At 49.9% G+C, this 25,360-nt stretch carries 22 protein-coding genes and 1 riboswitch; of the genes, 7 read left to right on the top strand and 15 right to left on the bottom strand.

Annotated elements, in window-relative coordinates:
• Nucleotides 1-11 precede the first annotated feature (11 nt).
• Entirely contained in the window at nucleotides 12-3,137 is a 3,126-nt protein-coding gene (locus NI40_RS14755) for a tetratricopeptide repeat protein (RefSeq protein ID WP_139152911.1), read from the bottom strand.
• 633 nt (nucleotides 3,138-3,770) lie between these two features.
• Here NI40_RS14755 and trhP point away from each other — a divergent pair.
• Entirely contained in the window at nucleotides 3,771-5,132 is a 1,362-nt protein-coding gene (gene trhP / locus NI40_RS14760; protein ID WP_023312421.1) for a prephenate-dependent tRNA uridine(34) hydroxylase TrhP, read from the top strand.
• 161 nt (nucleotides 5,133-5,293) lie between these two features.
• On the opposite strand, the gene NI40_RS14765 is transcribed toward trhP, so the two are convergent.
• Nucleotides 5,294-5,794 (bottom strand): DUF523 domain-containing protein, encoded by a 501-nt coding sequence (locus NI40_RS14765; RefSeq protein ID WP_039263119.1) that lies wholly within the window; start codon nucleotides 5,792-5,794, stop codon nucleotides 5,294-5,296.
• 141 nt (nucleotides 5,795-5,935) lie between these two features.
• Here NI40_RS14765 and yegS point away from each other — a divergent pair, with 141 nt between their 5' ends.
• Nucleotides 5,936-6,835: a lipid kinase YegS gene (gene yegS / locus NI40_RS14770; RefSeq protein ID WP_039263120.1), complete on the top strand. Its 900-nt coding sequence runs from the start codon at nucleotides 5,936-5,938 to the stop codon at nucleotides 6,833-6,835.
• Nucleotides 6,836-6,903: 68 nt separating this feature from the next.
• On the opposite strand, the gene fbaB is transcribed toward yegS, so the two are convergent.
• Nucleotides 6,904-7,956 (bottom strand): class I fructose-bisphosphate aldolase, encoded by a 1,053-nt coding sequence (fbaB, locus tag NI40_RS14775; protein ID WP_023312424.1) that lies wholly within the window; start codon nucleotides 7,954-7,956, stop codon nucleotides 6,904-6,906.
• Nucleotides 7,957-8,206: 250 nt separating this feature from the next.
• Between fbaB and NI40_RS14780 the strand changes: the two genes are divergently transcribed.
• Genes NI40_RS14780 through NI40_RS14790 form a run of 3 tightly spaced genes read left to right on the top strand, consistent with a single transcriptional unit; the run spans nucleotide 8,207 to nucleotide 11,435 of the window.
• Complete coding sequence (locus NI40_RS14780) at nucleotides 8,207-9,484, top strand: nucleoside permease (protein ID WP_039263121.1); 1,278 nt, start codon at nucleotides 8,207-8,209, stop codon at nucleotides 9,482-9,484.
• Complete coding sequence (locus NI40_RS14785; RefSeq protein ID WP_039263122.1) at nucleotides 9,481-10,485, top strand: ADP-ribosylglycohydrolase family protein; 1,005 nt, start codon at nucleotides 9,481-9,483, stop codon at nucleotides 10,483-10,485. The genes NI40_RS14780 and NI40_RS14785 overlap by 4 nt, the downstream gene beginning before the upstream one ends.
• On the top strand, nucleotides 10,482-11,435 hold the full coding sequence (locus tag NI40_RS14790) for a PfkB family carbohydrate kinase (RefSeq protein WP_039263123.1): 954 nt from the start codon (nucleotides 10,482-10,484) through the stop codon (nucleotides 11,433-11,435). The genes NI40_RS14785 and NI40_RS14790 overlap by 4 nt, the downstream gene beginning before the upstream one ends.
• Here the strand turns inward: NI40_RS14790 and NI40_RS14795 are convergent.
• From NI40_RS14795 to thiM, 3 genes are read right to left on the bottom strand one after another with little or no spacing between them, the layout of a single operon-like run.
• On the bottom strand, nucleotides 11,409-12,155 hold the full coding sequence (locus tag NI40_RS14795) for a GntR family transcriptional regulator (RefSeq protein ID WP_039263124.1): 747 nt from the start codon (nucleotides 12,153-12,155) through the stop codon (nucleotides 11,409-11,411). The two genes, NI40_RS14790 and NI40_RS14795, sit on opposite strands and share 27 nt — an antisense overlap.
• Before the next feature lie 42 nt (nucleotides 12,156-12,197).
• Nucleotides 12,198-12,998, bottom strand: coding sequence for a bifunctional hydroxymethylpyrimidine kinase/phosphomethylpyrimidine kinase (gene thiD / locus NI40_RS14800; RefSeq protein ID WP_039263125.1), 801 nt, complete (start codon nucleotides 12,996-12,998; stop codon nucleotides 12,198-12,200).
• A complete protein-coding gene (thiM, locus tag NI40_RS14805) occupies nucleotides 12,995-13,765 on the bottom strand; it encodes a hydroxyethylthiazole kinase (RefSeq protein WP_039263126.1) in 771 nt (256 codons plus the stop codon). Before thiM ends, thiD begins: the two co-directional genes overlap by 4 nt.
• 35 nt (nucleotides 13,766-13,800) lie before the next feature.
• Nucleotides 13,801-13,897, bottom strand: a riboswitch (TPP riboswitch).
• Nucleotides 13,898-14,288: 391 nt separating this feature from the next.
• Here thiM and NI40_RS14810 point away from each other — a divergent pair.
• Complete coding sequence (locus tag NI40_RS14810; RefSeq protein WP_039263127.1) at nucleotides 14,289-14,960, top strand: EAL domain-containing protein; 672 nt, start codon at nucleotides 14,289-14,291, stop codon at nucleotides 14,958-14,960.
• Nucleotides 14,961-14,983: 23 nt separating this feature from the next.
• Here the strand turns inward: NI40_RS14810 and NI40_RS14815 are convergent, their stop codons facing one another.
• From NI40_RS14815 to NI40_RS14855, 8 genes are all read right to left on the bottom strand, one after another.
• Entirely contained in the window at nucleotides 14,984-15,190 is a 207-nt protein-coding gene (locus tag NI40_RS14815) for a hypothetical protein (protein WP_039263128.1), read from the bottom strand.
• Between the two features lie 65 nt (nucleotides 15,191-15,255).
• Nucleotides 15,256-16,296: a major capsid protein gene (locus tag NI40_RS14820; protein WP_039263129.1), complete on the bottom strand. Its 1,041-nt coding sequence runs from the start codon at nucleotides 16,294-16,296 to the stop codon at nucleotides 15,256-15,258.
• 22 nt (nucleotides 16,297-16,318) lie between these two features.
• Entirely contained in the window at nucleotides 16,319-16,669 is a 351-nt protein-coding gene (locus NI40_RS14825) for a hypothetical protein (RefSeq protein WP_039263130.1), read from the bottom strand.
• Nucleotides 16,670-17,466: 797 nt separating this feature from the next.
• Nucleotides 17,467-19,665, bottom strand: coding sequence for a tape measure protein (locus NI40_RS14835; protein WP_082454913.1), 2,199 nt, complete (start codon nucleotides 19,663-19,665; stop codon nucleotides 17,467-17,469).
• Complete coding sequence (locus NI40_RS14840) at nucleotides 19,662-20,138, bottom strand: hypothetical protein (RefSeq protein WP_139152912.1); 477 nt, start codon at nucleotides 20,136-20,138, stop codon at nucleotides 19,662-19,664. Before NI40_RS14840 ends, NI40_RS14835 begins: the two co-directional genes overlap by 4 nt.
• Before the next feature lie 22 nt (nucleotides 20,139-20,160).
• Nucleotides 20,161-20,682, bottom strand: a complete 522-nt coding sequence (locus NI40_RS14845) for a hypothetical protein (RefSeq protein WP_039263132.1) — start codon at nucleotides 20,680-20,682, stop codon at nucleotides 20,161-20,163.
• A gap of 14 nt (nucleotides 20,683-20,696) precedes the next feature.
• On the bottom strand, nucleotides 20,697-21,683 hold the full coding sequence (locus NI40_RS23070; protein ID WP_071884852.1) for a DUF6945 domain-containing protein: 987 nt from the start codon (nucleotides 21,681-21,683) through the stop codon (nucleotides 20,697-20,699).
• Between the two features lie 241 nt (nucleotides 21,684-21,924).
• Nucleotides 21,925-22,371, bottom strand: coding sequence for a hypothetical protein (locus tag NI40_RS14855; RefSeq protein WP_039263133.1), 447 nt, complete (start codon nucleotides 22,369-22,371; stop codon nucleotides 21,925-21,927).
• Nucleotides 22,372-24,345: 1,974 nt separating this feature from the next.
• On the opposite strand from NI40_RS14855, the gene NI40_RS14860 reads away from it, so the two are divergent.
• The gene (locus NI40_RS14860; RefSeq protein ID WP_039263134.1) at nucleotides 24,346-24,906 is read left to right on the top strand and encodes a tyrosine-type recombinase/integrase; all 561 of its coding nucleotides are present in this window, start codon (nucleotides 24,346-24,348) and stop codon (nucleotides 24,904-24,906) included.
• Between the two features lie 91 nt (nucleotides 24,907-24,997).
• Here NI40_RS14860 and NI40_RS23075 read toward each other — a convergent pair whose 3' ends face one another.
• Complete coding sequence (locus tag NI40_RS23075) at nucleotides 24,998-25,207, bottom strand: hypothetical protein (protein WP_020882778.1); 210 nt, start codon at nucleotides 25,205-25,207, stop codon at nucleotides 24,998-25,000.
• Nucleotides 25,208-25,360 lie beyond the last annotated feature (153 nt).

A 25,360-nucleotide genomic window follows, 5' to 3' on the forward strand; every position in this document is an offset into this window, starting at 1 on the left:
CTAAAAACTAATCAATCTTCAAATAATTCAATTCTTGCCTTCATTTTTGCAAGGACTGCATTCATTTTTTCGCCATCTGTAAATTTCCATTTACTTAGATATTCTTTATATAAGCTAATCATTTTAGCTGTCTCACCTTTTTCGGACATCAGTCCCCCCAAAGCTAGCACCATATCGTAAATAATCACCCTCAACTCAGAGTCTTCCAAATCAGAAAAGGCAGCAATTCCTCTTGTGTAGAAATTTATAGCCTCATCACTTTTCTTAAGCCTTTCATAAAATTTCCCGATATTTCTATAAGCTTTTGCAACTTCATACTGAACAGGAAATGGCTCTTCGTTACTGATTGAATCAATTAATCTCCTGTAAGTGGCGATTTCCTCCTCTAAATTACCCAATCTACGAAACAACGTAGCCAAGCCGTTGTAACTTTTAGCGACTTCTGTTTGGATATTAATATTCTTAGAAGAACTGAACGATATAATCAATTCCCTGTATGCTTTAATAGCATTTTCAGTATCATTTATTTTCCCATAGGTTATAGCTAATCCTCTAGAGGCTGATACAAGCTCCTCTTGAACTTTTTCATTTTCCACCATTTTAAATAAAGCAATAAATTCTTTGTATATGTTTATTTTTTCATGATGTTTATTAAGCAAGCCATACGTTATTCCTATACCTCTATACGCCATAGCAACTTGAGTCTGTATACTCTGATCTCTGGAACTTTTAAAGGTATTTATTAAAACTTTGTAACACGCAATTTTTTCTTCTTCTCGATTAATCTTTCCGTACACCAACCCTAAGTTTCTATATGCTCGCGCCACCTCAATTTTAATTTCCAAACAAGAAGACGCTCCTAATTTATCAATGAGTGTCTGATAACTATTAATTTCATTTTCATAGTCATTATTGCGACCATAGGCAACTCCCATATTACAATGTGCCATTGCGACTTGAGTTTGCACCTCTTCAACACTTGAGTTGCTAAATTTATAAATTAATGTTTGATAAGATGATATCTCATCATTTGATAAATGCAAATTTCTAAATGTCAAACCTATATTTCTATAGGCTTTTGCAATTTGAATCTGTAAAAAAGCATCTTCATTACTTTCATATACCCGAATAAGTTCTTTATAAGCTTTTATTTCTTCATCATGTTTTTCTAGGGATTGATAAGCTCTAGCTTTATTAAAATAAGCCATTGAAACCTGACGTCTTATTATATCCTCATCAAACTGACCATAGCACTCAATCAACTTATTATAAATATCAATTTCATCATCAGTTCTTCCCAGCATTCCGTATGTTATACCCAAATTGCAATGGGCCATAGCGACTTGTTCTAGAATAGAAATATTTGTGCTATCTTTAAAATGCTCGAATAATTTCATGTAACTCGCAATTTCACCTACAGAATTAGCCAACTTTCTGTAGGAAAGTCCCATGTTACGGTATGCCATTGCAACCTGAACTTGTACTTTCTCATTGCTTGATGTTTTATATGCATCAATTAACTTTTGATAAGAAATAATTTCATCTTCAAATTTAGAAATATTTCTGTATGCGACCCCCATATTTCTATATGCGATGGCAACTTGTGGCTGAATCGCTAAATGCGGCTTATCATAAAATAACTCAATCAATATTTTATAAACAGCTATTTCATCCTCTATCTTATTTAACTTTCCGTAACTCAATCCCATTGAAAGATAAGCCAATGAACAATAATATAAAAGAGAATTATTTTCTGTATTTTTATATTTTAAAGTAATGAATCGATAACATTCCAACTCATCTTCAATTTTCCCTAATTCCCCATATAGCTTACCCATTTTATAATATGCAATCACTACCTGTACAAGCAGGGCTTCACAATCAGCATTACTGAACTTTTCAATTACATTTTTATATGAGCCAAGAGCTTCATGATAGTTTTTTATTTTTCTGTACATATCGCCCATATGCCGATATGCCATACTCAATTGAATCTGCATTGAAATATTATCTGTATCATCGAATTGTTCAGTGAGCAATCTATTAGCAATAATAGACTCACCAAAATCATCTAATCGTTCGTAAGCCAATGCCAAACATCTATATAGCATTGATACAATTAGATCATTGCCAAACGCCTTTACTGTCTTAATTAGCTCTTTATAATCATATATTACACTATTCAACAAACTTTCTTTATTATAAGGAACATCCAGATGCATGCAAGCCCGATTAACTTCTTCAGAAACCATTTGATTTCTAGAATCATTACATAACCCCAAGACTTTATTATACATTGCCTCTTCATCTAATTTCATATTCAGATGACTATATATTAGCCCCATGTTACGAAAAATAATAGCGAGTAATACGTTTTTACTATTTTCTTCGAACTGCTCGCAAAAACCTATTAAGTTTTGATAATTAACTATCACAGGATGATATCCTATTTTATTATCTTCAGACTCTCCATCAATTCCTACTTCAATTCCAGTAGAAATAACCATATTATTGGCCATCACTAATGTATCATTTTGAAAGTTTATATCTGAATCTAACTCATAACTATCATTAATATTCTTATCTTCATTTGAAGAACTTATTGTATCGTTCCCATCTGCGCTTTCGTCCATCTTGACACTAGATTCTGATGGTGACTTAACTTTATTTTTTCCATCCGTTACATAATCAACATCTGTTATTGAAACTTCTTCTGTTCCAAACATTTTCTTATCTGTATGTTCAGCCGAAAAAACGCTTTGCTCATCAATAAGCGTCTCATATTTTATTGAAAGTCTAAGAAGGAATTGTTTTTTTGCCTCATCAAGTAAAAAAAGTTCATTTTCTTTAATCCATTTATCTACTGCATCTTTATGTATTGACTTTGTTCTACTCCAAATAAACTGAAAAGAGGCTAAAGAAAGAACTGCCAATATTAAGGGGATAAACCATGTCAAAAAACTATAAACTGTCATAACATTGGTAGAGTAAGAATCTATTCTGGATATACTTTCTTTTAATCCACTTAACGACGAGTCTAAATTATTTATTTTTGACCCAAGATCAGAATTTATTTTATTATAATACTCATTGTTATATCTTAACTCTGCCTTTAAATTAATAACATCTGAAGACAAATCAGGATTGCCGTTCTCTGACTTAGCCTCAAGACAACTACAAAAAAAAACACAAAAATAATAAAACAAGAACTTTCATCATTTATGCACCCTTATATAATAAAGAAACACTATAAAATTTCATGCCACTCCCTGACAGGTGGATGATACTGTTTTTTAAATAACCACATTGTATTTAGAGCATCCAGTTTATCACTTGAAAAATATATTTATTTAACTCTTATACAACATTATATATTCGTTTGTAAAACAAACACATTAATCTCATAGTTAATAAATCCCCAACTAATCTAATCGTACACCCTCTACTTTATATTCAACAGCATAATTAGCTCGTTTGTTAAGTAAACCACCAGTAATTGGTTCAGTATTCCGTAGCATTCTTTCAACCTAAAATGTTAATTTGATTAACCTATACAATTCGTTAAAATAGCACTGTATTGAGTCACATTAAAAGCAAAAAATATACACCTTAGAATAAATCTGCAAATTTTTTATTTAGCTAATTAAAAACCTAGCGCTTTACCTCCCTGCCCCGCAGCGCTACAATGCCCGCCCTTAAAGTGGGGGATCTCCCCTTACCGCTGCACCTGGTGCACGCGGATCTGACCTGTCATCAGAACGAGAACAAACATGTTTAAACCGGAACTCCTTTCCCCGGCGGGAACGCTGCAAAATATGCGTTACGCTTTCGCCTATGGTGCCGACGCCGTTTATGCGGGCCAGCCGCGCTACTCGCTGCGCGTGCGTAACAACGAATTCAACCACGAGAACCTGCAACTCGGCATCAACGAAGCGCATGCCCTGGGCAAGAAATTCTACGTGGTCGTGAACATTGCGCCGCACAACGCCAAGCTGAAAACGTTTATCCGTGACCTGAAGCCCGTTGTGGATATGGGGCCGGACGCGCTGATCATGTCGGACCCGGGTTTAATCATGCTGGTTCGGGAGAACTTCCCGGAGATGGATATTCACCTATCCGTACAGGCAAACGCCGTCAACTGGGCGACGGTGAAGTTCTGGAAGCAGATGGGGCTGACCCGCGTTATTCTTTCTCGCGAGCTGTCTCTGGAAGAGATCGAAGAGATCCGCACCCAGGTGCCGGATATGGAAATCGAAATCTTCGTTCACGGCGCGCTGTGCATGGCCTACTCCGGCCGCTGCCTGCTCTCCGGCTATATCAACAAGCGCGACCCGAACCAGGGCACCTGCACCAACGCCTGCCGCTGGGAATATAACGTCCAGGAAGGCAAAGAGGATGACGTCGGTAATATCGTGCACAAGCACGAGCCTATTCCGGTGACCAACGTTGAGCCGACGCTGGGCATCGGCGCGCCAACCGACAGCGTGTTTATGATTGAAGAAGCCAAACGTCCGGGCGAGTACATGACCGCCTTTGAGGACGAACACGGCACCTACATCATGAACTCGAAAGATCTGCGCGCTATCGCCCACGTCGAACGTCTGACCCAGATGGGCGTGCACTCTCTGAAGATCGAAGGCCGCACCAAATCCTATTACTACTGCGCGCGTACCGCACAGGTGTACCGCAAAGCCATCGACGACGCGGCGGCAGGTAAACCGTTCGATACCAGCCTGCTGGAAACCCTGGAAGGCCTGGCGCACCGCGGCTATACCGAGGGCTTCCTGCGTCGTCATACTCACGATGACTACCAGAACTACGAGCACGGCTACTCCGTTTCCGAGCGCCAGCAGTTTGTCGGTGACTTTACCGGCGAGCGCAAAGGCGCGCTGGCGGCCGTCGCGGTGAAAAACAAATTCACCAAAGGCGACAGCCTGGAGCTGATGACCCCGCAGGGCAACATGAACTTTACGCTGGAGCATCTGGAAAACGGCAAAGGCGAGGCGATTGACGTGGCGCCGGGCGACGGGCATACCGTCTGGCTGCCGGTTCCGGAAGAGGTGGAGCTGAAGTTTGCGCTGCTGATGCGTAACTTCAACGGTGAAAGCACCCGAAACCCACACGGCAAATAGTTAATCAGGGAAATTTTTTCGCGCTGGGATAATTCTTAGAATCGGATCACATACCGCTTCGTTCAATACGGGTATTATCCCCCCGCTGAAAAACATAACCCATAAATGCTAGCTGTACCAGGAACCACCTCCTTAGCCTGCGTAATCTCCCTTACGCGGGCTTATTTTTTGCCTTCTCTCTCCTCAACCCAGGCAATAAGCTCGTCGATTTGCCCCTCAGAGAATACGGCTATCCCATGCTCTGCGAGCAACGATGCAGCCACACCCCTCCCCGCTTTATGGATCCCGCGAAAAGATCCGTCATAAATAAACTGACTGCCGCACGTGGGGCTGCCATCGGTTAATAGCGCTGCGCTACACCCCGACTCCTGAGCAGCGCGTAGCGCGAGCCAGGCTGCAAGCTGATACTGCTCAGTCACATCCTGCCCTGTATTTTCAGTAATTCTGGCTTGCCCGTGCATTACGTCTTTGCCATCAGCGGACATAATCTCTGCCGGAGGACGAGGGACAGGCATCCCGGCCGCAAGTTCAGGGCAGTGGATAACCAGACGTTGTTCCTGCTGCCAGCGAGCGAGCAGCTCGTTCATTCGCGCTTTTTCACTTCCGTTATGACGAACCTTAAAGCCCATAAGGCACGCGCTTACCAAAATTTTATTCATCATCACTTTCCTGTGATTACGTTACTACCATCGCTGGAGTGTAACGCGCTTTCGGGCATATTTTGTTCCTTTCATCCTGTTCTTACCCGCTTTTTACCTCTCTGCTATACACTCTTACTAACGCTAAAAAAGGGAGCAGCGCGGATGGCAACCTATCCAGACAGTTTATTGATTCTCAATGGCAAAAGCGCGGGCAACGATCTGTTGCGTCAGGCAATTCAGGGTTTGCGCGATGACGGCGCGCGCATTCACGTCAGGGTGACGTGGGAAAAAGGCGACGCGGCACGCTATATCAATGAAGCCCTCGGGCTTGGCGTCAGCACCATCATTTCCGGCGGCGGCGATGGCACCATCAATGAGATTGCGTCAGCGCTTATCGACCTGTCCCCGGCAAACCGGCCGGTGATGGGTATTTTACCGCTCGGCACCGCCAATGATTTTGCCACCAGCGCAGGGATCCCGGAGGAGCTGGAGAAAGCGCTCCAGCTGGCGATCCTCGGCAAGGCCACCGCTGTGGATATTGCGCAGGTGAATGATAAAACCTGCTTTATCAATATGGCGACGGGCGGGTTTGGCACGCGCATCACCAGCGAAACGCCGGAAAAGCTGAAAGCGGCGCTGGGCGGCGTGTCGTACCTGATCCACGGCCTGATGCGCATGGACACCCTCAAGCCTGACCGCTGCGAAATTCGCGGCGAGGATTTTCAGTGGCAGGGTGATGCGCTGGTAATTGGGATTGGCAACGGGCGTCAGGCGGGCGGCGGACAGCAGCTCTGCCCGGAGGCGCTGATTAATGACGGTCAGCTCCAGCTGCGTATTTTCACGGGCGACGGCCTGCTGCCCGCGCTGTTTACCACGCTGACGCAGCCGGAAGAGAGTCCGAATATCATCGCCGGGAAATCGGCGTGGTTTGAAGTGAATGCGCCGCACGGGATGACCTTTAACCTCGACGGAGAGCCGCTGAGCGGAACGCAGTTTCGCATTGAGGTGTTGCCCGGCGCGCTGCAGTGCCGGCTACCGCCGGACTGCGTGCTTTTGCGCTGATGTATCACACGGTGAGCAATGATGCCCTCACCCAACCCTCTCCCACCGGGGAGAGGGAGATGGAGCCGTCAGGCAATCGTGACTTTGCTGTCCAGATAGACGTCCTGAACCGCATTGATCAGCTTCACGCCGTCGGCCATCGATTTCTTAAACGCCTTGCGGCCAAGGATCAGGCCCATGCCGCCCGCGCGTTTGTTGATCACCGCCGTACGCACCGCGTCTGACAGGTCGGTATCACCGCCCGCCGCGCCGCCGGAGTTGATCAGCCCCGCACGGCCCATGTAGCAGTTCGCCAGCTGGTAGCGCACCAGGTCGATCGGGTTATCGCTGGTCAGCTTGCTGTAGACGCGATCGTCGGTGTAGCCAAAGTTCACCGCTTTGTAGCCGCCGTTATTCTCGGCCATTTTCTGCTTCACGATATCCGCGCCGATGGTCGCCGCCAGGTGGTTCGCCTGCCCGGTCAGGTCGGCAGACACGTGGTAATCCACGCCGTCTTTCTTGAACGCGTTGTTGCGCAGATATGCCCACAGTACGGTGACCATGCCCAGCTCGTGCGCGCGCTCAAACGCCGCGGAGATCTCTTCAATCTGACGACGGGACTGTTCGGAGCCGAAGTAAATCGTCGCCCCTACCGCCACCGCGCCCATGTTGAATGCCTGCTCGACGCTGGCGTAGAGGGTCTGGTCATATTCGGTTGGATAGCTAAGGGTTTCGTTGTGGTTCAGCTTCACAAGGAACGGAATGCGGTGGGCATAGCGGCGCGAAACCGAGGCCAGCACGCCGTAGGTAGAGGCCACGCAGTTACAGCCCGCTTCAATCGCCAGCTCAACAATGTTCTTCGGATCGAAGTAGAGCGGGTTCGCCGCAAAAGAGGCGCCCGCAGAGTGCTCTACGCCCTGGTCCACCGGTAGAATAGAGAGATACCCGGTGCCGCCGAGCCGCCCGGTGTTGTAAAGCGTCTGCATATTTCGCAGGACCGCAGGCGGACGGTTATTATCGATCATCACGCGGTCAACGTAGTCATGACCAGGCAGATACAGCTGGTCGGCTGGAATGGTCATACAACGATGCTGTAAAAGGCTGTCGGCGTCTTTGCCAAGCAACTGCGCAATATCAGTCATGTGATACTCCCGTAAGTCCGACGTCGTGTCGGTGTGTGTTTATCCAGTCCCATCTTTTATGGGCAGACTAAGCCTGGTACCGACTTAACAGATTTTCCACTCTTTGCTTTTTTTTTCAGCACAATCTGCTGGCTCGATTCGTGTACAACAAAACTGTTACATTGATCAAACAATCGCCACAAAGGTATTTAAAAGGTATTATTGAGTGGTATGTTAAAGGCGTACCCTCTCTGACATGCAGGATTAAAAAATGAAAACGAAAGTCCAACTGTCATTCATGATGTTTGTTGAATGGTTTATCTGGGGCGCGTGGTTTGTGCCGCTGTGGCTGTGGCTGAGCAAAAGCGGTTTTACCGCCGGGGAAATCGGCTGGTCTTACGCCTGTACCGCCATTGCCGCGATCCTCTCGCCGATTCTGGTCGGCTCGCTGACGGACCGCTTCTTCGCCGCGCAGAAAGTGCTGTCAGTGCTGATGTTCGCCGGAGCCATTCTGATGTACTTCGCCGCGCAGCAAACCCAGTTCAGCACCTTCTTCCCGCTGCTGCTGGTTTACTCCCTGACCTATATGCCGACCATCGCGCTGACCAACAGTATCGCCTTTGCCAACGTGGACGACGTTGAGGCCGATTTCCCGCGCATCCGCGTGATGGGTACCATCGGCTGGATCGCCTCCGGGCTGGCGTGCGGTTTCCTGCCGCAGATGCTGGGCTACAGCGATATTTCCGACACCAACATCCCGCTGCTGATGACGGCAGCCAGCTCCGCCCTGCTCGGCGTGTTTGCCCTGTTCCTGCCGAATACGCCGCCGAAAAGTACCGGCAAGCTGGATTTCAAAGTGATGCTCGGGCTGGACGCGTTAATCCTGCTGCGCGACAGAAACTTCCTGGTGTTCTTCTTCTGCTCGTTCCTGTTCGCCATGCCGCTGGCCTTCTATTACATCTTCGCCAACGGCTATCTCACCGAAGTGGGGATGAAAAACGCCACCGGCTGGATGACGCTCGGCCAGTTCTCCGAAATCTTCTTTATGCTCGCCCTGCCGTTCTTTACCAAACGCTTTGGTATTAAGAAGGTCTTACTGCTGGGCCTGATTACCGCCGCCATCCGCTACGGGTTCTTTGTTTACGGCGGAGCGGAACAGTACTTCACCTACGCCCTGCTGTTCCTCGGCATTCTGCTGCACGGCGTGAGCTACGACTTCTATTACGTCACCGCGTACATCTACGTGGACAAAAAAGCGCCGGTGCACATGCGCACCGCCGCGCAGGGCCTGATTACGCTGTGCTGTCAGGGCTTTGGTAGCCTGCTGGGTTACCGCCTGGGCGGCGTGATGATGGAAAAAATGTTCGCATACAAAGAGCCGGTGAATGGGCTGACCTTCAACTGGGCCGGAATGTGGACGTTTGGTGCAATCATGATTGCCGTGATTGCCGTGCTGTTTATGCTGTTTTTCCGCGAATCGGATAAAGAGATCGCCGCAATTGAGGTGGTTGATGGCGATGCCGCGCTGACACAAGGGGAAGTTAAATGAAACAAGAACGTGTTCTCGGTGCTCTTTACGGGCAGGCGTTAGGGGATGCGATGGGCATGCCGTCGGAGCTGTGGCCGAGAAAGCGCGTCAAAGCGCACTTCGGCTGGATCGACCGCTTTTTACCCGGTCCGGCAGAGAATAATGCGGCCTGCTATTTCAAACAGGCAGAGTTCACCGACGATACCTCAATGGCGCTGTGCCTGGCGGACGCGCTCATCGAGTGCGACGGGGAGATTAACGCAGACGTTATCGGCAAGCATATTCTGCGCTGGGCGCTCGATTTCGACGCGTTTAATAAGAACGTGCTCGGCCCGACTTCCAAAATCGCGCTTAACGCGATTCGCGACGGCAAGCCGGTTAGCGAACTGGACAACAACGGCGTGACTAACGGGGCAGCGATGCGCGCCTCCCCGCTGGGCTGCCTGCTTCCGGCCACGCGTCTGGAACACTTTGTTGAGCAGGTGGCGCTGGCCTCCAGCCCGACCCATAAATCCGACCTCGCCATTGCCGGCGCGGTGGTGATTGCCTGGGCGGTTTCCCGCGCTATCGACGGCGAAAGCTGGCAGAACATCGTCGATGCGCTGCCGGGTATCGCCCGCTATGCGCAGGAGGCGAAAAGCACCACCTTCAGCGCATCGCTGGCGGCACGTATTGAGCTGGCGCTTAAGACCGTGCGGGAAGCCAACGGGGTTGAGTCCGCCAGCGAGCAGGTGTACCAGCTCGTGGGGGCCGGAACCAGCACCATTGAGTCCGTTCCGGCGGCCATTGCGATGGTCGAACTGGCGGGAACCGACCCGAACCGCTGCGCGGTTTTATGCGCCAATCTGGGCGGCGATACCGACACCATTGGCGCGATGGCGACGGCCATCTGCGGCGCGCTCCACGGCGTGCAGGCGATTGACCCGGCGCTCAAAGCCGAGCTCGACGCCGTTAACCGGCTCGATTTCGGCCACTATTGCGCGAAACTGCTGCACTACCGGGAGCAAAGGGAGGGCGTATGAATTCGTTTGCCCAACGTCTCGACACCCTGCACGCCGCGCGGCCGGTAACGGTGCTGGGCGCGGCGGTGATTGACGTCATCGCCGACGCCTACGCCCTGCCCTGGCGCGGGTGCGATATCGAGCTCAAACAGCAGGGCGTGAATATCGGCGGCTGCGCGCTGAACATTGCCATCGCCCTGAAACGGCTCGGCATTGCGTCGCAAAACGCCCTGCCCGTCGGCCACGGCGTCTGGGCGGATATTATCCGCAACGCCATGGCGAAGCAGGATCTGCACAGCGCCATTGAGGCCGAAACCGGCGACAACGGCTGGTGCCTGGCGCTGGTGGAGCCAGACGGCGAGCGCACCTTTATGTCCTTTAGCGGCGTGGAGAACCAGTGGCAGCAGCGCTGGCTTGAAGTGCTTAACATCCCGTCGAACAGCCTGGTCTATTTATCCGGCTATCAGCTGGCCTCGCCGTGCGGCGAGCTGCTGACTCGCTGGCTGGAGGGATTACAGGACGTGACGGCCTTTATCGATTTCGGCCCCCGCATCGCGGATATTCCCGACGCTCTGATGGCGCGGATTATGGCCTGCAGGCCGATCGTGTCGCTTAATCGTCAGGAAGCAGAGATCGCAGCCGAACGACTGGGCGTAGCGGCTGACAACCTGGGGGCGGAGTGGCAGCAGCGCTTCGGCGCCGCGCTGATTGTGCGTCATGATAAAGACGGTGCCGCGTGGTATGACGGCGACGATGCGGGCGTTGTTCCGGCGTTCCCGGCGACGGTTGTGGACACCATTGGCGCTGGCGACAGCCACGCGGGCGGCACGCTTGCCGGGCTGGCGGCGGGATGGTCACTGGCAGACGCCGTTCTGCTGGGGAATGCCGTGGCGTCCTGGGTGGTCAGCCACCGCGGCGGGGACTGCGCCCCGACTCGCGACGAATTATTCCTCGCACACAAAGACGTATAGATCGCTGCGGCAGTAGCTGATGCTGTACTCAATCGGCCGGTGCTGTTGGTCAAGCGCAACCTGCTTGATCACCAGCACCGGTATTTTTTCGTCCATCTTAATGTGCGCCTGAAACTCGCTGTCCGGCATGCGGGCGCTAACCCGTGAACGGGTGCGCTGCGGGAAAATATTCTGACTGCGGAAGTAGTCATACAGCGAAATGCCAATCGCATCCGGATCGGGAATGAGCCCGACCGGCACCCAGGACTCTTCAATCGACACAGCATCGTCATCCACATAGCGAATGCGCTTGAGCAAAAAGACCTCGCTTTCCGGAGGAATCGACAGGTGGTTTGCGACCTCTTCCGGGCACTTCACCACCCGCTTGTTGACCCACAGCGTATTAGGCTTTTGGCCGCGCAGCACCACCTGCTGGGAAAAGCCGCGCGCCTCTTTCAGCGAATATTCAAAGATATTGTTGATTTGCGTGCCATAGCCACGGGAGCGCGTCACCACGCCCTCTTCCTCCAGCGCCTGCATCGCCTTTCGCACGGTGATGCGCGACACCCCGGTTAACTGGCTCAGATCGCGCTCGCCGGGCAAAATATTCCCGTGCTCCAGCACCCCGCTGCGCACCGCGTTTTTTACCGTTTCGGCAAATTTCAGGTACAGCGGCGTGTTGTCAGGCGCGGCGATCCGTTCATTCAGTTGAGCGATTAACCGGGTATGCGCTTGTTCCATCTCTGTTTTCTCAGGCGTGGTGTTTCCTGCCAGTATACTGGGTTACCACCATGCATGAAAATGATGAACCGGCCCAATACCGTGACCCACTTCCAGAGTATCGGCTTTTGCCAGCGCCGCCGAGAGCCAGGTTTTCGCTTCGCGCACCGTATCGGCCCAGCCTTCATGCCGCGGGCGCAGCGCCGCCAGCGCGGCGGAGAGCGTGCAGCCCGTGCCGTGGGTGTTTTTGGTCTGCACGCGCGGCGCGGTAAAGCGTACTTCGCCGTCGCGGGTAAAGAGCCAGTCCGGGCTTTCAGCGTCATCCAGATGACCGCCCTTCATCAGCACCGCCCCGCAGCCCATCGCCAGCAGCGCGTTTCCCTGCGCTTTCATCTCGCGTTCAGTTTGCGCATGCGATGTGCCTAACAGCGCGGCGGCCTCCGGCAGATTGGGCGTGATAAGCGCCACCTGCGGCAGTAGCTTTGTACGCAGCGTCTCCACGGCGGAGGTGGAGAGCAGCGGGTCGCCGCTTTTTGCCAGCATGACGGTATCCAGCACCACGTTTTGCACCTGATAGCGTTTAAGCCGCTCGGCCACCGCCTCCACAATGTCCGTCTCGGCCAGCATGCCGATCTTGGTGGTATCGATGCGCACATCGCTGAATACTGAATCCAGCTGCGCGGCAACAAAATCCGGCTCAATACGGTAGACCGACTGCACGCCGCGCGTGTTTTGCGCCACCAGCGCGGTAATGACCGAGCAGCCGTACGCGCCAAGGGCCGAGAAGGTTTTGAGATCGGCCTGGATACCCGCGCCGCCGCTGGGATCGGTGCCGGCAATGGTCAGGGCGTTAATCCGCTTCATGCCTGTTCCTCCAGCGTATAGAGCGCATCCAGGAACGCGCTGGCAAAACTGCCTGGCCCGCGTGACTGCGCAACGGCCACCGTTCCGGCCCGCTTCATCCATCCGCAGGCGGCAGCGACGTTATCCATCCGTTCGCCCGGCAGCGAACAGCTCGCCGCCACAACGGCAGAAAGCGCGCATCCGGTTCCCACTACGCGCGTCATCAACGGATCGCCGCCCGTTATCGTGCGTGTGCGTTGTCCGTCGGTGATGTAATCCACCTCGCCGGTGACGACCACAACGGCATTGGTCTGGCGAGCCAGCGCCTGTGCGGCGGGCACCGCGCTGGCTGCGGTATCGGTCGTATCGACGCCGCGCCCGCCCGCGCTCATTCCGGCAAGGGCCAGAATCTCGGAGGCATTGCCGCGAATGGCGGCCGGTTTCAGAGCAAGGATTTGATGGCAAAAACGGGTGCGTAACGTCAGGGCACCCGCGGCAACCGGGTCCAGCGTCCAGGGCTTGCCTGCCGCCACCGCGCTTTCAATTGCCCGGCGCATCGACTGGGCGCGCGGCGAGGTCAGCGTGCCAACATTAATCAGCAGCGCATCGGCAATCGCGGCAAACTGTTCAGCCTCTTCGGCCTCAATCACCATCGCGGGTGAGGCGCCAAGCGCCAGCAAAACGTTGGCGGTAAAGGTCTGTACGACATCGTTGGTCATACAGTGGGTCAGCGGAGAACGGGTTCGGAAGTGGTGTAAAACGTGTAAATCGAGCAGGTCAGGCTGCATGGGTTCGCTCCTGCCTTGCGTGAAGAAGCGATGACCGGGAAGGCATCTGACTTCCCTACGCTGGCATTATCCAGATCAGGTAATACGGGTATTTCTCAGCCCATCAGTGATGGGGCACCCCGAGTCAAATAAATCAAAATCAAAAGCTTGCGATTAACGTCCCGTTAATCCCTGTTCTGGATCATGCCAGCGGAAAGCCAAAGACTCAACCATAAAAAATGCTCTGTGTCCCAGTTTGTGTCCCACGTTGTGTCCCACATTCAAACGACAAAAAGGCCGGGTTTCCCCAGCCTCGTTTAGTTGTGATCTTTCGTCGTTTTCGAACCCGTAGATATGAATGTGATGAAAAAGACCTGCTCTTGTTTCTCAACACAAGATTAATCTTAAAAATAAATTATCATTACATTTCAAAAAGATACACTTATCGTTTTTATCGATCATTATTTGATTATTGATCGTTATTATTGATCAATAATTTTTAAAGGTGCATTATCAGGTAGTTATCACTCAACTGGAACGTAACATGCACTCTGAATTCATTGCTGAACCCATCATGAACCTTGAAGGTAAGCTGTTAGGAGTCGAACTTCTTACGCGGTTTGTCTCAGAGTCCAAACGCCCCCTTCACCCAGCGTTTGTCATTTCAGGATTGGATTTCGATCAGAAACGCCTTTTTCTCTACAAACAGTTTGGGGTCATAGCCAGTAAGCAGGACTGGTTCGAGCATCACGGGTTGTTCTGCTCGCTCAATGTTGACTACGATATGGCGACACTCTTAAGGCATGACGGTTTGTTACAACTAACCGTCAGTTCCATGCCATTTATCAAACTTGAAGTTTCAGAAGATTTTCCTGGTCTTGAACAAGGGCTTAAAAGCCCGATTCTGAAATCATTATGTCAGGGTGTTAACTCCCTGTGGCTGGATGATCTGGGAGCCGGAAATGCAAATGTTGCCAGCCTGCTTGAGGGTTACTTCGAAGTGGCGAAGATTGACCGTCATTTCTTTAATGAACAAATTGATAAACCCACATTTCCTCTATTGATAAAAAATATAAAGCGGTACTGCGATAAGATAGTGGTGGAAGGCGTAGAAAGCAGACAGTATCTCGACCTTCTACAGGAGGTTGGTATTTGGGGAGTTCAAGGATACCTTTTCAAATCGGTCCCGTTTCACAAAGTTGAAAAATTGTTATAAAAAAGCCGGGATTAACCCGGCTCTTATGCTTTCAGTTTTTTCTTTCGCTGCTGCTCAAAGTGAGCTAATGCTGACTCCCAGCCGTAATCGTTCACGCGCTGTAGAAATGTGCTACGGGGAACATTGAAGTATCTAGCAATGGCTGACAGGTTCAGCCATTTATCGGATTGGTTATCCAGACTCATTGCCAGAAGTGGCAGGCCTTTCGAATTGAACAGTTTCATGTGCATATGTAAATCTCCTTTCCTTTGCCTCGCCTGGCAGCGGGAGCAATGCGCTCCCACAAACCGCTTTTTTATGCCGTTGGTAGCAGTGTCAGCTTACAAACCAGATCCGGCCTGAAGTTGTATGCCAGAAGGCTACTTTCTGAGTACAGGTTGCGGTTTCGAAGTTCATCAAACGCACGGTAGGCATACCAATCTTCAATATCACCAGAAGCGGAGATCTCCAGATGGCGGGCGCACGGACCAACGAAACGTCCCATTGGCAGACTTTGGTCAACCGGAGCGTTGCCAAAGACCGGAACAAGGAAAGCCTCGTTTGACTTGATACCACTGAATACTGAATCGCTGACTTCAATCAGACGTACAGAACCCAACATAAAGGAACTGAAGCCCGGCAGAACGTCAGACGGGAACAGCACATCAGAACCAACCAGACCATTTCCGTAAACTAATAGCTCCCGGATTTGTGGGTGATAGCGCACAGCACGGTAGGCATCAGAGCCACACAGCAGAACCCAGCCACGAAGGTATTGAGTCAGACCACCCATCAGTGCTTTTGTGGCACTGACCTGATCGTCAATATCGCGCATCGGATCATCACCAACATCCTGATGAAGGTCAGCGGTTCGCTGGTTCAGTCCAAACTCTACAGCCCAGTCGATCTCACTCTGCTGTGTACCAAATGCATCAACCTTGTTGAAGATCAGCGTCTGCCAATAGGCGTATTCGCGGGAGCGTTCAAACTTGGCACGCATCTGAATAAACTTATTGGCCTCAATCTCATCAAGAGACTGCTCAATAGTGCTGCCCGGCTTACGGTAACCTTTCAGATCGGCTGAAGTTACGCGATCCGTCACACCGCGCCATACAAGCTCGTATAAATACGATCCAGCGGTCGGCTTCTCGATAGTCCCCCACTCCGAACTGAAACGCATCAACGGCGCATCCACACCAATAGATGCCTCTTGGATACGATCCACACTAACTTTGTGGGAATCCGCGATCTGACGGTCTGCAAATACATTGAGGTGGGTCAGTAGTAAATTACTCTGCGGAACCTGAGTGCGAAACACCTTGCTGTAGTCAACATAATCAAATGATTTAATAGCCATTTTGAAGTCCTTTTCTTGTTAGTTATTCTGCGATGACAACATCGTCAGAGGTCAGGCGAATGTTTCCGTTAGCGGTCAATGCTGCTAGTGCTGCATTTGTTGCTGAACCCATTACGGCGCGGATTGCTTCTGGGTACACATAAATCAGGCGGTCAGCCACGATGACAGGAACATCAGAACCTGCCTCAGCGCAGGAGAGGCACAGAAGCGCATCAGTCCCAGAGGTGTAAAGCGTTCCGGTAGAGGTCACCACGGAACCTGGTTCCACAGCCTGTGCGAGTGTCGCGAATACAATCGCTCTGCGGTCAAAATTGGCCGTTGCAGAATTCTTCACCACGTTGTTATACGTTTTTGGATAATCTTCCAGTTTCACAGTCTTGAATCTCCATTCAGGTCATCGCCAATGATGGCGTTATTATTTCTCTGGCAAATTTGCCATTGAGGGGCGAAAAGAAAGCCGCTATCAGCGACTTTCTTCACTTCATGTTCCATGCAGAAAAAGAGCCGGAGGCAGGAAAGCGCCTGCCCCGGTTGGTAGATCATCGGATAGATGAATTTCACCCGTTTACGGGTTAGCAACATGCGTTGCTAATCGCTTCACGATGGTGTTTTCTGATGGAGAGATTTGGAAAGCGTGATCGGTGGGTCACGCTTCAGGAATGAGGGAGCACAGCAGCGGGAGACCTCATATCTTCGCTGCCGCACTCAATGCCAGTTTTCGTCTGGCAAGACGGCCTTCCGAGGATGAAAGGCTTTGGCAAATCCCCGATCCAAGGTCGGAGAAAATTCTTCTACACCCGAAAACGGGTTAGCTATCGGTGCGGAGCACTTTACCAAGGGTAAACACCTTCGGTGCAGTGGCCTGCTGGCTAATCGCTCTGCGATGCTTTTCTGATACAGCCAGCGGCAATGGCCTAACCTTACCGTGAGAGGGTGCGGATATTGGCTGTATGAGAAAAGGCCCGCACGGTGTTCACACAGGCACTTTAAGTAAGGAGAAAGAATGACAACGGCTTTTGTACGCACATACAATTTAAATCATCACCCTATGCAATTATTTTAACACGAATGATTATCATTTGCAACAACAAAAACAATAACATGCCGAATTTAACGGCCCTCTCTCTCGTGTGGGCCAATTTGCTGCGTCATTTTTGACGGAACGATAATTTACTGGGTAACTCCCAAGATAAGATTGGTATTTCTCCTATCCTGCTCTTGTACTTCGGCCTTAATTGCATCGCTGAATTTGCTATCGTCAATGCTGAGTTTAACCTCGTTGGTCACAGTCAGATCGGCCTTGCCTTGAACACTTAACGGCTTGCCAAGGTTCATGCCATGAGCAAGATTATCAATGCCCGGTAGTTGTGCCATGCCTGCGGTAGCTGGCTGCATTCCAGGTAAGGTGTTCATCCCCGCAAACGCATTGGTGAAACCCTGCGCATGGTCTGTAAAGAAGTTTTTGATGTCAGTCCACATGGTAGGTCTGTCATTATTCGCCTGCACCCTCTTCATAAAGGCATCAGGATCAGCCTGAATTTCATCGAGACGATTATTGAGGCTTACACCAGCCATGATTGCAGGAAGACCGATTGAGAAGCCGCCACCTCTCCCGCCTTTGGATGGTTTGCCATCTTTCCCCGGTTTGGTGTTGTCTGTTCCAGGTGTTGCAATACCACCAAGAGAGCCGATCCCGGCAAGCGTACCAAGCAGACCTTTCAACGGATTCGCGAAGCTGACAAGCCACCTCAACGCGCCAGCTAACTTGAAGATCGCCCCAGTGAAGATCGCAATTCCTGCCGCATATGCTGCTGTATTGCCGAATCCCTCGAATGTCTTGGACAATTGAGGAGCATACTTTTTGATCAGTGCTTCAATGAGAATGAAGCTGTTATAGACCGTGTAACCAGCATCAGTGAAACCTTTAATCACGTTGCCTGCAATGGCTCCCAGCGTCTTAAATGCATCCTGGTTGCTGTCAATTGCATCTGTCAGACCGTTAAACGTATCGGTAAGCTGACTGCCGAAGCCCGATTCAAAGAAATTCTTCTGTGCAAGCTGCATCGTTGTGCGCAAGCGCATCATAGCAACACGGTTAGATTTCAGTGACTTCTCGAAAGCTCCGCCCTTCTGTGCTGCCGCTTTGAACTCATCACCAACAAGGGGAAGAATATCCTTCGCCAGCAGTTCACCATTTTTCATCATTGCCATGAGGTCTTTTTCGGTAAGGTCTGTCCGGCCTTTTAGCTTATTCAATGCTTTGACGAAGATCCCAACTGCGTTTGGTAAAGCGTCCCCGAGCTGCCCCTTCAACTCTTCAGCCTGCACCGTGCCTTTAGCGTACATCTGATTAAGCGCGAGCAAGGCGCGGCTCTGCTCCTCACCAGTGGCCCCTAATACGGTTCCGTACTGGCTGACACCTTCAAACAGGTTTTTGATTTGGCTGTCGCTCGCCTTTCCTGCGGCACTGGCGTAGAACTTAACGTAGTCTTTCGATGTCTGTTGCAGGTCAAGACCAAGGGAAAGAGCCTGTTTCTGGAGATACGCCATTTCCTGAGTGGCTTTCTTACTGTCGCCTGTCACCGCCTGGAGACCAGAGGCCATTGATTCGAAGTCTTGCCCGGTCTGCATGATGGTTTTGCCGATCCCAATAGTGGCCCCAATGGTGATCGCTGTGCCAGCATGATCAAGAAGGGATGTATCAAGGCCCGTCACTTTAGCTTTAACTGGGAGCGTTATCGGCTTTTTGATTAACCCGCCCTGCTGTCTCAGCCCGTGCTGTAGCTTGCTCACCCTGGCGTTGTACTCTCCAAGTGCCATTGAACCAGCATGATATTGTTTCGTTAATTGAGCGAAGTCGCTGATTGCTTGCGCTCGCTGGCGTGGTGTCAGGTTGTAACCGTTGGTGGCAGTGCTAAAGCGAATACCTTTGGTGCGGATCTGCTGAGTGCGTTTCTCTAGGTCGGCCTGTTCACGCTGTGCTCTGATTGCCTTACTGAGACCACGGACACTTTTAGGAACCAGACCGCCCGCTGCTGGGTTACGTGCTGCAATCGCAGCCATACGTTGGGCATGGCGCTGTTCGTTGGTCGCCATACGTGCATTGATAGCACTTTGTTTCTGAGCCTCAGCGATTAACCGCTGATTGAGCTTCAATCTCTGCGTTTCTGCTCGCGCCTGCTGTAACTGGGTCTTGCCGTTGGCTTGTTGTAGCTTTCGTGTCGCCTGGTCGAAAGATTTTCCCGCTGACTCCGCATATTTTTTCAGGCTCTTGATTTTGTTGCGGGCGCGGTTAAAGGAGTTTTGATCGACCTGCCAGGAGACTGTATTAATCAGGCTGGAGACGATCTTATTTGTACCGGACATCATTCCCCCTGATTGATAACGTAACCCAGACGATCAAGCGCGGCGCGTTGTTCAGGTGTTAGCTCATCAAGGCTTGCCTTCATCATGAGGCTGACCGGACGCAGATTAGCGCTATAACCTTGGGCCTGGTGGCACAGGGCGATCCCTTTTTCCTTTATGGTTTTTGCTTTCGGGACTGACTTGCTGGCTGTTGCAGTCGAAGCGGTCAGATATCCCTCGATAGCATCAGCCAGAACCTGATCGGCGCTTTTATTCAGACCTCCGCTCTCCGGTTCGGCAGCGGCCTGCATTGCGGCGAGAATATCGGCGCGGATGTCGTTTACGTTTTTCATTTTTTGGTGTCTCCAAAGTAGGATTTTTGTCGCAAGGCGATGACGGGCAACGTCACTGCTTCGCAGCAAGAGGATCAGCCCATCACGGGCGCAGCGATACGCCAGCCAGACCACGGGCAGGTAAAAGATGTAATCAAGGTTCAAGGGTTCCCGATGTGGGGTTGAGTCAATAATGCAGGCGTGGTGAACGTCGCTGTGGGTTCTTCTGTTTTCTGGCGACCGTTTCACGATAGGCCACAAACAACGGATCATGCTGATCCGGCATTCGAGATGCCATTTCCTTTTCGGTTATTCCTTCACGCTTAAGCAGCGTTACCACAGTGAATAGAGGCAGTTGAAGGTCAGCACAGATTTTTGCCAGCATTGCGCCGGATTCGTAGTACATTCGGGCCATTCGCTTAGTGGCATACTGACTGGTATTGCTTATCTTGCGACAGCGAGGATTCCACGAGTTATCGTAAAGGCCTTTTACCAGGTCATACGGCAAGCGTAGGAGCAGCGCCGTTTTGCCTGGGGTGTAACCATGCACGAGCATTTTTTTAGCAGTCTCGATCAGCGAAGAATCACGAGAGCGGGATTTGTAAAAACGGGACAAATCGGGGGGTTCAGCACCGGAGGTGTTTACCTCTGGTAAAGTGCTTCGCACCGTAAGGGTTTCAGCCGTCAGGCTGTTAGTGGTATCACACAATTATTCCTCCAGTATCAAAATTGTTCATCGTCGTTCCAGTCAGGTTCTTTTGGGGTGCCCTCATAGAGGGTATACCCATTAGCTTTTTGTTTTGCTGGTTCTGGTGCAGGTACATCATCAGGCCGCATATGCTCTCCAGGCTCCCCTATATTGGTTTTACCTGTCAGCTTCCACACAAGTTTGATCTCATCCTGCCAGGTTGAAGCGCCTTGTGATTGCGCCCAGCGTCTGGCTTCTGACACCAACCTACCATTATCAAACGGGCTTTCAATCCATGGCATTTTGACGATATTTTTCCCAGTCACCCCATCATCACTGGAAACATCATCGCAGCTATCACCAGCAGGCTGTGAAACGCCAGATTGCTGTTCAGGATCATCCGTGGCAGATGAAGAGGCCACACCATCAGCCCGTTGCACGGGTTTACTCTCTGAGTAAATCGCCGTGGGCGACACACCAGGGGATTGCTGTTCGTGCTCTTGCTGCTGTACGCCATCTTCTCTCTCCTCGATTTTTGGCTGTGCTGCTTTTTTCGTCTTTTTAGTTTTCAAACCACTGACACGAACATGATCGTAAGACGGCTGACCGTTCGGCAATTCCTGATAGATGAATTCCAGGTTGTGGGCGATATCGATAAGCTGTTTAACAAAATATTCACAAGCGTGACCTGACTTCTTCGCCTTGGGCGTTTTCCAGTCAATAAGACCCAGCGCCTTAAGATCCTTCTTCACTTTCTTGAAGGTTGATTTAGAAACATCATTCTTGATAGCAAGGTTTTCATCTGAATCGTAGAAGTGACCAGTTGACCTACCAGCCGCAATGTTTTTCGGATTCGTCAGACCACGAAACTGATCTTCCAGATAGGCATAAATTATTCTGTGGTCGTTCGTTACTCTGATCACTTCACCTGTACTTTTTACGGCCATTGTACGAGCGTCCAAGCGCTTAGGAATAATGCGTGATGGTTCCTTGATAACGTTAGTTTCTACTGTCTCGGTCATTGTTCTCTCCTTCAATGGGATTCTTCATGTTGGTTCGGATGCGTTCAGCCTCGGCATCCACGAGTCTGCTAATGAACGTTGCTACAGGTATCCCAGTTCGGCGGCATTCCTGCATAATTGCGTCCATCGTTGAATTACTGAATGTCAGTTTCATCCAATTGCCCTCCTCGTTTTGGGTACAAAAGAAACCTCTCCAGTGGTCACCAAGAAGGCGAACCGGATCAAGTTTTGTTCAGTGTTGTTAGACTGCGGTTGCGGTCGGGAAGTCACCCGCACAGGTGTAACCGTAAGATTCCAAGCGCTCTACACCATCAGTGGCGACCAACAGCATAATTACCTGCTCTGGTGCCAGGTCCAGATTGAGGTTTTCACGGTATAGAGTGCGGTAGCCTTGGAGCACTGGTGCCAGGATTTCAGTCAGGCTGTGACCCTCGGCGTATTTCTCGCTTAGCGGCTTAAGCACCGTTTTAAACGCTCGCGCCTGCTTCGCCTTCTTCCGTTCCTGTCTCAGAATTTGCAAGCAGACGGCGACCTGTGGGAAGCGAGCATGTACAGCATCCGCGCCACCATTTCTACTAATGAAGGCCCATAATGCGGACTTGGTGTATTTGCCGTTCAGGATGAGATCAGCGATCTGCTCGCCTGTCATAGTGGTCAGGTCGAGACGTTGGGATTTTGGTTTATTCATTGGGTTCTCCGTTTCTGTTGAAAGAATTATTCGCGGAGGTTCTATTTGTAACCCATTTTGTATTGCCGTGAGATTGACAAGAGATGTCGTGATGACGGCAAAATTATTCGAGGATTCGTAGGTAAATCATCACCCTACTAGGATCTATTGTATCAGATCACTCTGAAAATAGCAATCATTATCATTTATGTTTTTATAATACATAATAATCATTATCACATTATCAGCAAAAGAAATCTTTGCCAATAGGGCTAAATCGCTCTGTAACGCATTCTGCGGGGACTCGTCGTTATAGCAGTACCATCGTGTTACCCACACCATTTAAACGCCGTAGAGAGGCGCTGAGGAAGTCAGTTAGACAACCCGCGCCGCCCCGGAGTGAACCGGACAGATGCGAGGCAGTCCTCTACGCCGTGCTCCGATCCACATTGACTGACGCGCCTTGCGGCTTGTCTCCCACACAGTGCATCGTTACACGCTGTTGCCGCAGGCTGTCGGGTTACCCGAGTCGCAGAGCGTAGCGAGGGGTTAACGAGGGTTAGAAGGTCACGAGATGACGGGTCTGTTCACGTCATCGAATAGAGCTTCTTACCACCAGATATGTGTAAACGGGCCAAGCCTGTCCACCAACTGGCAACACCAACCAGTTAAACGCAGGTTTAACCCTGCCTTTGAACTTGGTGGTTTAAAGATCTTATTAAAGATTAGGATCTTATCGTAGAGATTTATTTATTTTCTTCTTGGTGGTCGTCTGACGACCTTATAAATCCCATTCTACGGTTGTCTGACGACCTTAGAAAATGGTTATTAGGTTGTCTGACGACCTTAAAAACCGTGCTGGTAGCACCGGGTGAGAATTTTCCAAGTCATCCACGCGACCAACTTCTAGTTTGATGCGTCCGCGTCATGCTCCAATGGCACAACCAACAGCAATACCTGAGGCGGTCCAGACACCTGATCCGCTTCGAGAATTGATCATCTCCCTCCCCCGCTTTCATCTGAAAGTACCGACCATTCTCCGCGCTGGCTGAAGATTGGCAACCCTATACTGGTTTTCTGTCAAAATTTGGTGGATGATCTTTACCATTGGCTATCCTGTAAACAAAATAGATTAAATGCACCTCAAATAGCCTATAATCCGTAGTTAATCATGCTAAAGCGGTCGCTAAACGTACAAATCACAAGTCTGTACCTATGGGCGTTATGGTGTGTTGCATGCAGCGAAGCCAGTAATGGTGCGGCCTAGGCAAATCCGCCAATTGAATGGGTGCTAAACACAACCACCTTTCTGAACCATTTCTCCATAAAAAATAAAACATCACACACAAAACCAAAACAGAACCCCTCTGGAGGCTCCTCTATCGCGCTATGGGAAGTCGTGGATCATGGTGTTGTCAGTTCACGATTGTGTGGAGATAACGCCGCTACGGGATTCTGGTTGAGCGTAGGAGGGATTGGTGGGTTGGCTGTTTACATTGTTGTGGGAAATGGTACGAAGTAGTGGCGGCCTGGCTCGGTGAATATAACCTGTTGGTGGCTGACGTAGTGGCCTGCTGGCAGGTATTAGAACTCACCTCTAACTTACACAATGTACATGTGTAATTTAGCAAGCTATTGATTCTTATGGATTGTGTTGTGGATGAACATCTAAGGGGTTGTCTTATGCAGAATTTATGCAGAATCAGGCAAGGATTATTCACTGGCAGAGCCAGCATGTGTGGTGTGCAAAGGACTACCCTTCGATATTTTAAAATGATGGTTCATTTTTATTGAACCGCTGGAGAGACTGTCCAGCAGTTCCCCATGTGAGACCGGATATTTTCCGACAATGATATCTGAAGAGTGGCCCCCACTTTCGTTTTCCCACCGCGCGGGAGTGGGTGAAATAACATCTAAAAAACCCTTTACAATAATCATATTATGATCAATATTTGCTTTGTAACTTACTTAATGAGATGGCAATGGGGGAATTGTATGAAGAAGGTCGAACCAGTCAGAGACAAAGAGAAGATCGCAGAGGTTGAAAGACTGCTGCGTCAGAATAACAGCAGCGCTATCTACGGTGATTTGTGGGTGTTCCTGAATCAGACAGCGGCGCGGATTGGTGACGCTCTCAAGTTGCGGTATGCCGACTTTAACCATATCGAAGGGAACGTGTTGAACCATAAGGAACAGAAGACAGGGAAAACCCGCTCGATCATGCTGACTGCCAAAGCGCTTGAACTGGTAGCTCAACGCCGTGCAGATAATCCCGGCCATGTATACTTGTTCGAAGTGGACAGCAATCGGGCCAAGGGTAAGCCGATCAGCCGAGTGACGGTCTCAGCCAAATTCAAAGAAGCCGGGGATATGCTCAATCTTCACATCGCGGCGCACAGCCCACGCAAGAACCTTGGTTATCACGCTATAAAACGTGGGGTCAGTCTACCGACGCTCACGAAGCTGTACGGGCATTCATCGCAGGCGGTCACGCTGGCGTATTGTGGGATCATGGATAAGGATGTCGAAGACGTGTTCCAGACTATAGATTATTGAGTGAAAATAATACTGAGTTGAATTATGTTGTGGTTAATTAATGCAAAATGAAGGCAGGAATAAGTTCCCACCTTCACAATAAGTAGTTGTATTATTCAAGTCGAGATTTATTTTTATTGACATATGGATGGAATTCGCCATGAGTCAGTCTTGCTTTTCCAAGAGATGACTTGAGCTCTGTCCCCATAGTTCTTAAGGTACTTCTATTGGAAGCAGTCTCTCTTTTATTTACTTTCTTAGCGTGATAGTTCATTTCATGATCTTCAGAAAAATTCACATACTCATGATCACTGATCGCCATTGCTTAGCTCCTCGCTAGTCCAATTAGACAGAAACAGAACTTCTATAAGAAACATCTTAAACATACTGTAACAACGTTTAAAAGTATGCAATTGCAATAGTTATTAATGCACGCTATAAACTTATTTGATCGCAAAAATGTGAGCTTACGCAA

The organism is Enterobacter sp. E20 (genome assembly GCF_000801755.2).
Lineage (GTDB): Bacteria > Pseudomonadota > Gammaproteobacteria > Enterobacterales > Enterobacteriaceae > Enterobacter > Enterobacter asburiae_B.

Coding starts and splice junctions, on each gene's coding strand:
- trhP (WP_023312421.1), top strand. CDS start 3,771: ATGTTTAAACCGGAACTCCTTTCCCCGGCGGGAACGCTGCAAAATATG.
- NI40_RS14765 (WP_039263119.1), bottom strand. CDS start 5,794: ATGATGAATAAAATTTTGGTAAGCGCGTGCCTTATGGGCTTTAAGGTT.
- yegS (WP_039263120.1), top strand. CDS start 5,936: ATGGCAACCTATCCAGACAGTTTATTGATTCTCAATGGCAAAAGCGCG.
- fbaB (WP_023312424.1), bottom strand. CDS start 7,956: ATGACTGATATTGCGCAGTTGCTTGGCAAAGACGCCGACAGCCTTTTA.
- NI40_RS14780 (WP_039263121.1), top strand. CDS start 8,207: ATGAAAACGAAAGTCCAACTGTCATTCATGATGTTTGTTGAATGGTTT.
- NI40_RS14785 (WP_039263122.1), top strand. CDS start 9,481: ATGAAACAAGAACGTGTTCTCGGTGCTCTTTACGGGCAGGCGTTAGGG.
- NI40_RS14790 (WP_039263123.1), top strand. CDS start 10,482: ATGAATTCGTTTGCCCAACGTCTCGACACCCTGCACGCCGCGCGGCCG.
- NI40_RS14795 (WP_039263124.1), bottom strand. CDS start 12,155: ATGGAACAAGCGCATACCCGGTTAATCGCTCAACTGAATGAACGGATC.
- thiD (WP_039263125.1), bottom strand. CDS start 12,998: ATGAAGCGGATTAACGCCCTGACCATTGCCGGCACCGATCCCAGCGGC.
- thiM (WP_039263126.1), bottom strand. CDS start 13,765: ATGCAGCCTGACCTGCTCGATTTACACGTTTTACACCACTTCCGAACC.
- NI40_RS14810 (WP_039263127.1), top strand. CDS start 14,289: ATGCACTCTGAATTCATTGCTGAACCCATCATGAACCTTGAAGGTAAG.
- NI40_RS14815 (WP_039263128.1), bottom strand. CDS start 15,190: ATGCACATGAAACTGTTCAATTCGAAAGGCCTGCCACTTCTGGCAATG.
- NI40_RS14820 (WP_039263129.1), bottom strand. CDS start 16,296: ATGGCTATTAAATCATTTGATTATGTTGACTACAGCAAGGTGTTTCGC.
- NI40_RS14835 (WP_082454913.1), bottom strand. CDS start 19,665: ATGATGTCCGGTACAAATAAGATCGTCTCCAGCCTGATTAATACAGTC.
- NI40_RS23070 (WP_071884852.1), bottom strand. CDS start 21,683: ATGACCGAGACAGTAGAAACTAACGTTATCAAGGAACCATCACGCATT.
- NI40_RS14855 (WP_039263133.1), bottom strand. CDS start 22,371: ATGAATAAACCAAAATCCCAACGTCTCGACCTGACCACTATGACAGGC.
- NI40_RS14860 (WP_039263134.1), top strand. CDS start 24,346: ATGAAGAAGGTCGAACCAGTCAGAGACAAAGAGAAGATCGCAGAGGTT.
- NI40_RS23075 (WP_020882778.1), bottom strand. CDS start 25,207: ATGGCGATCAGTGATCATGAGTATGTGAATTTTTCTGAAGATCATGAA.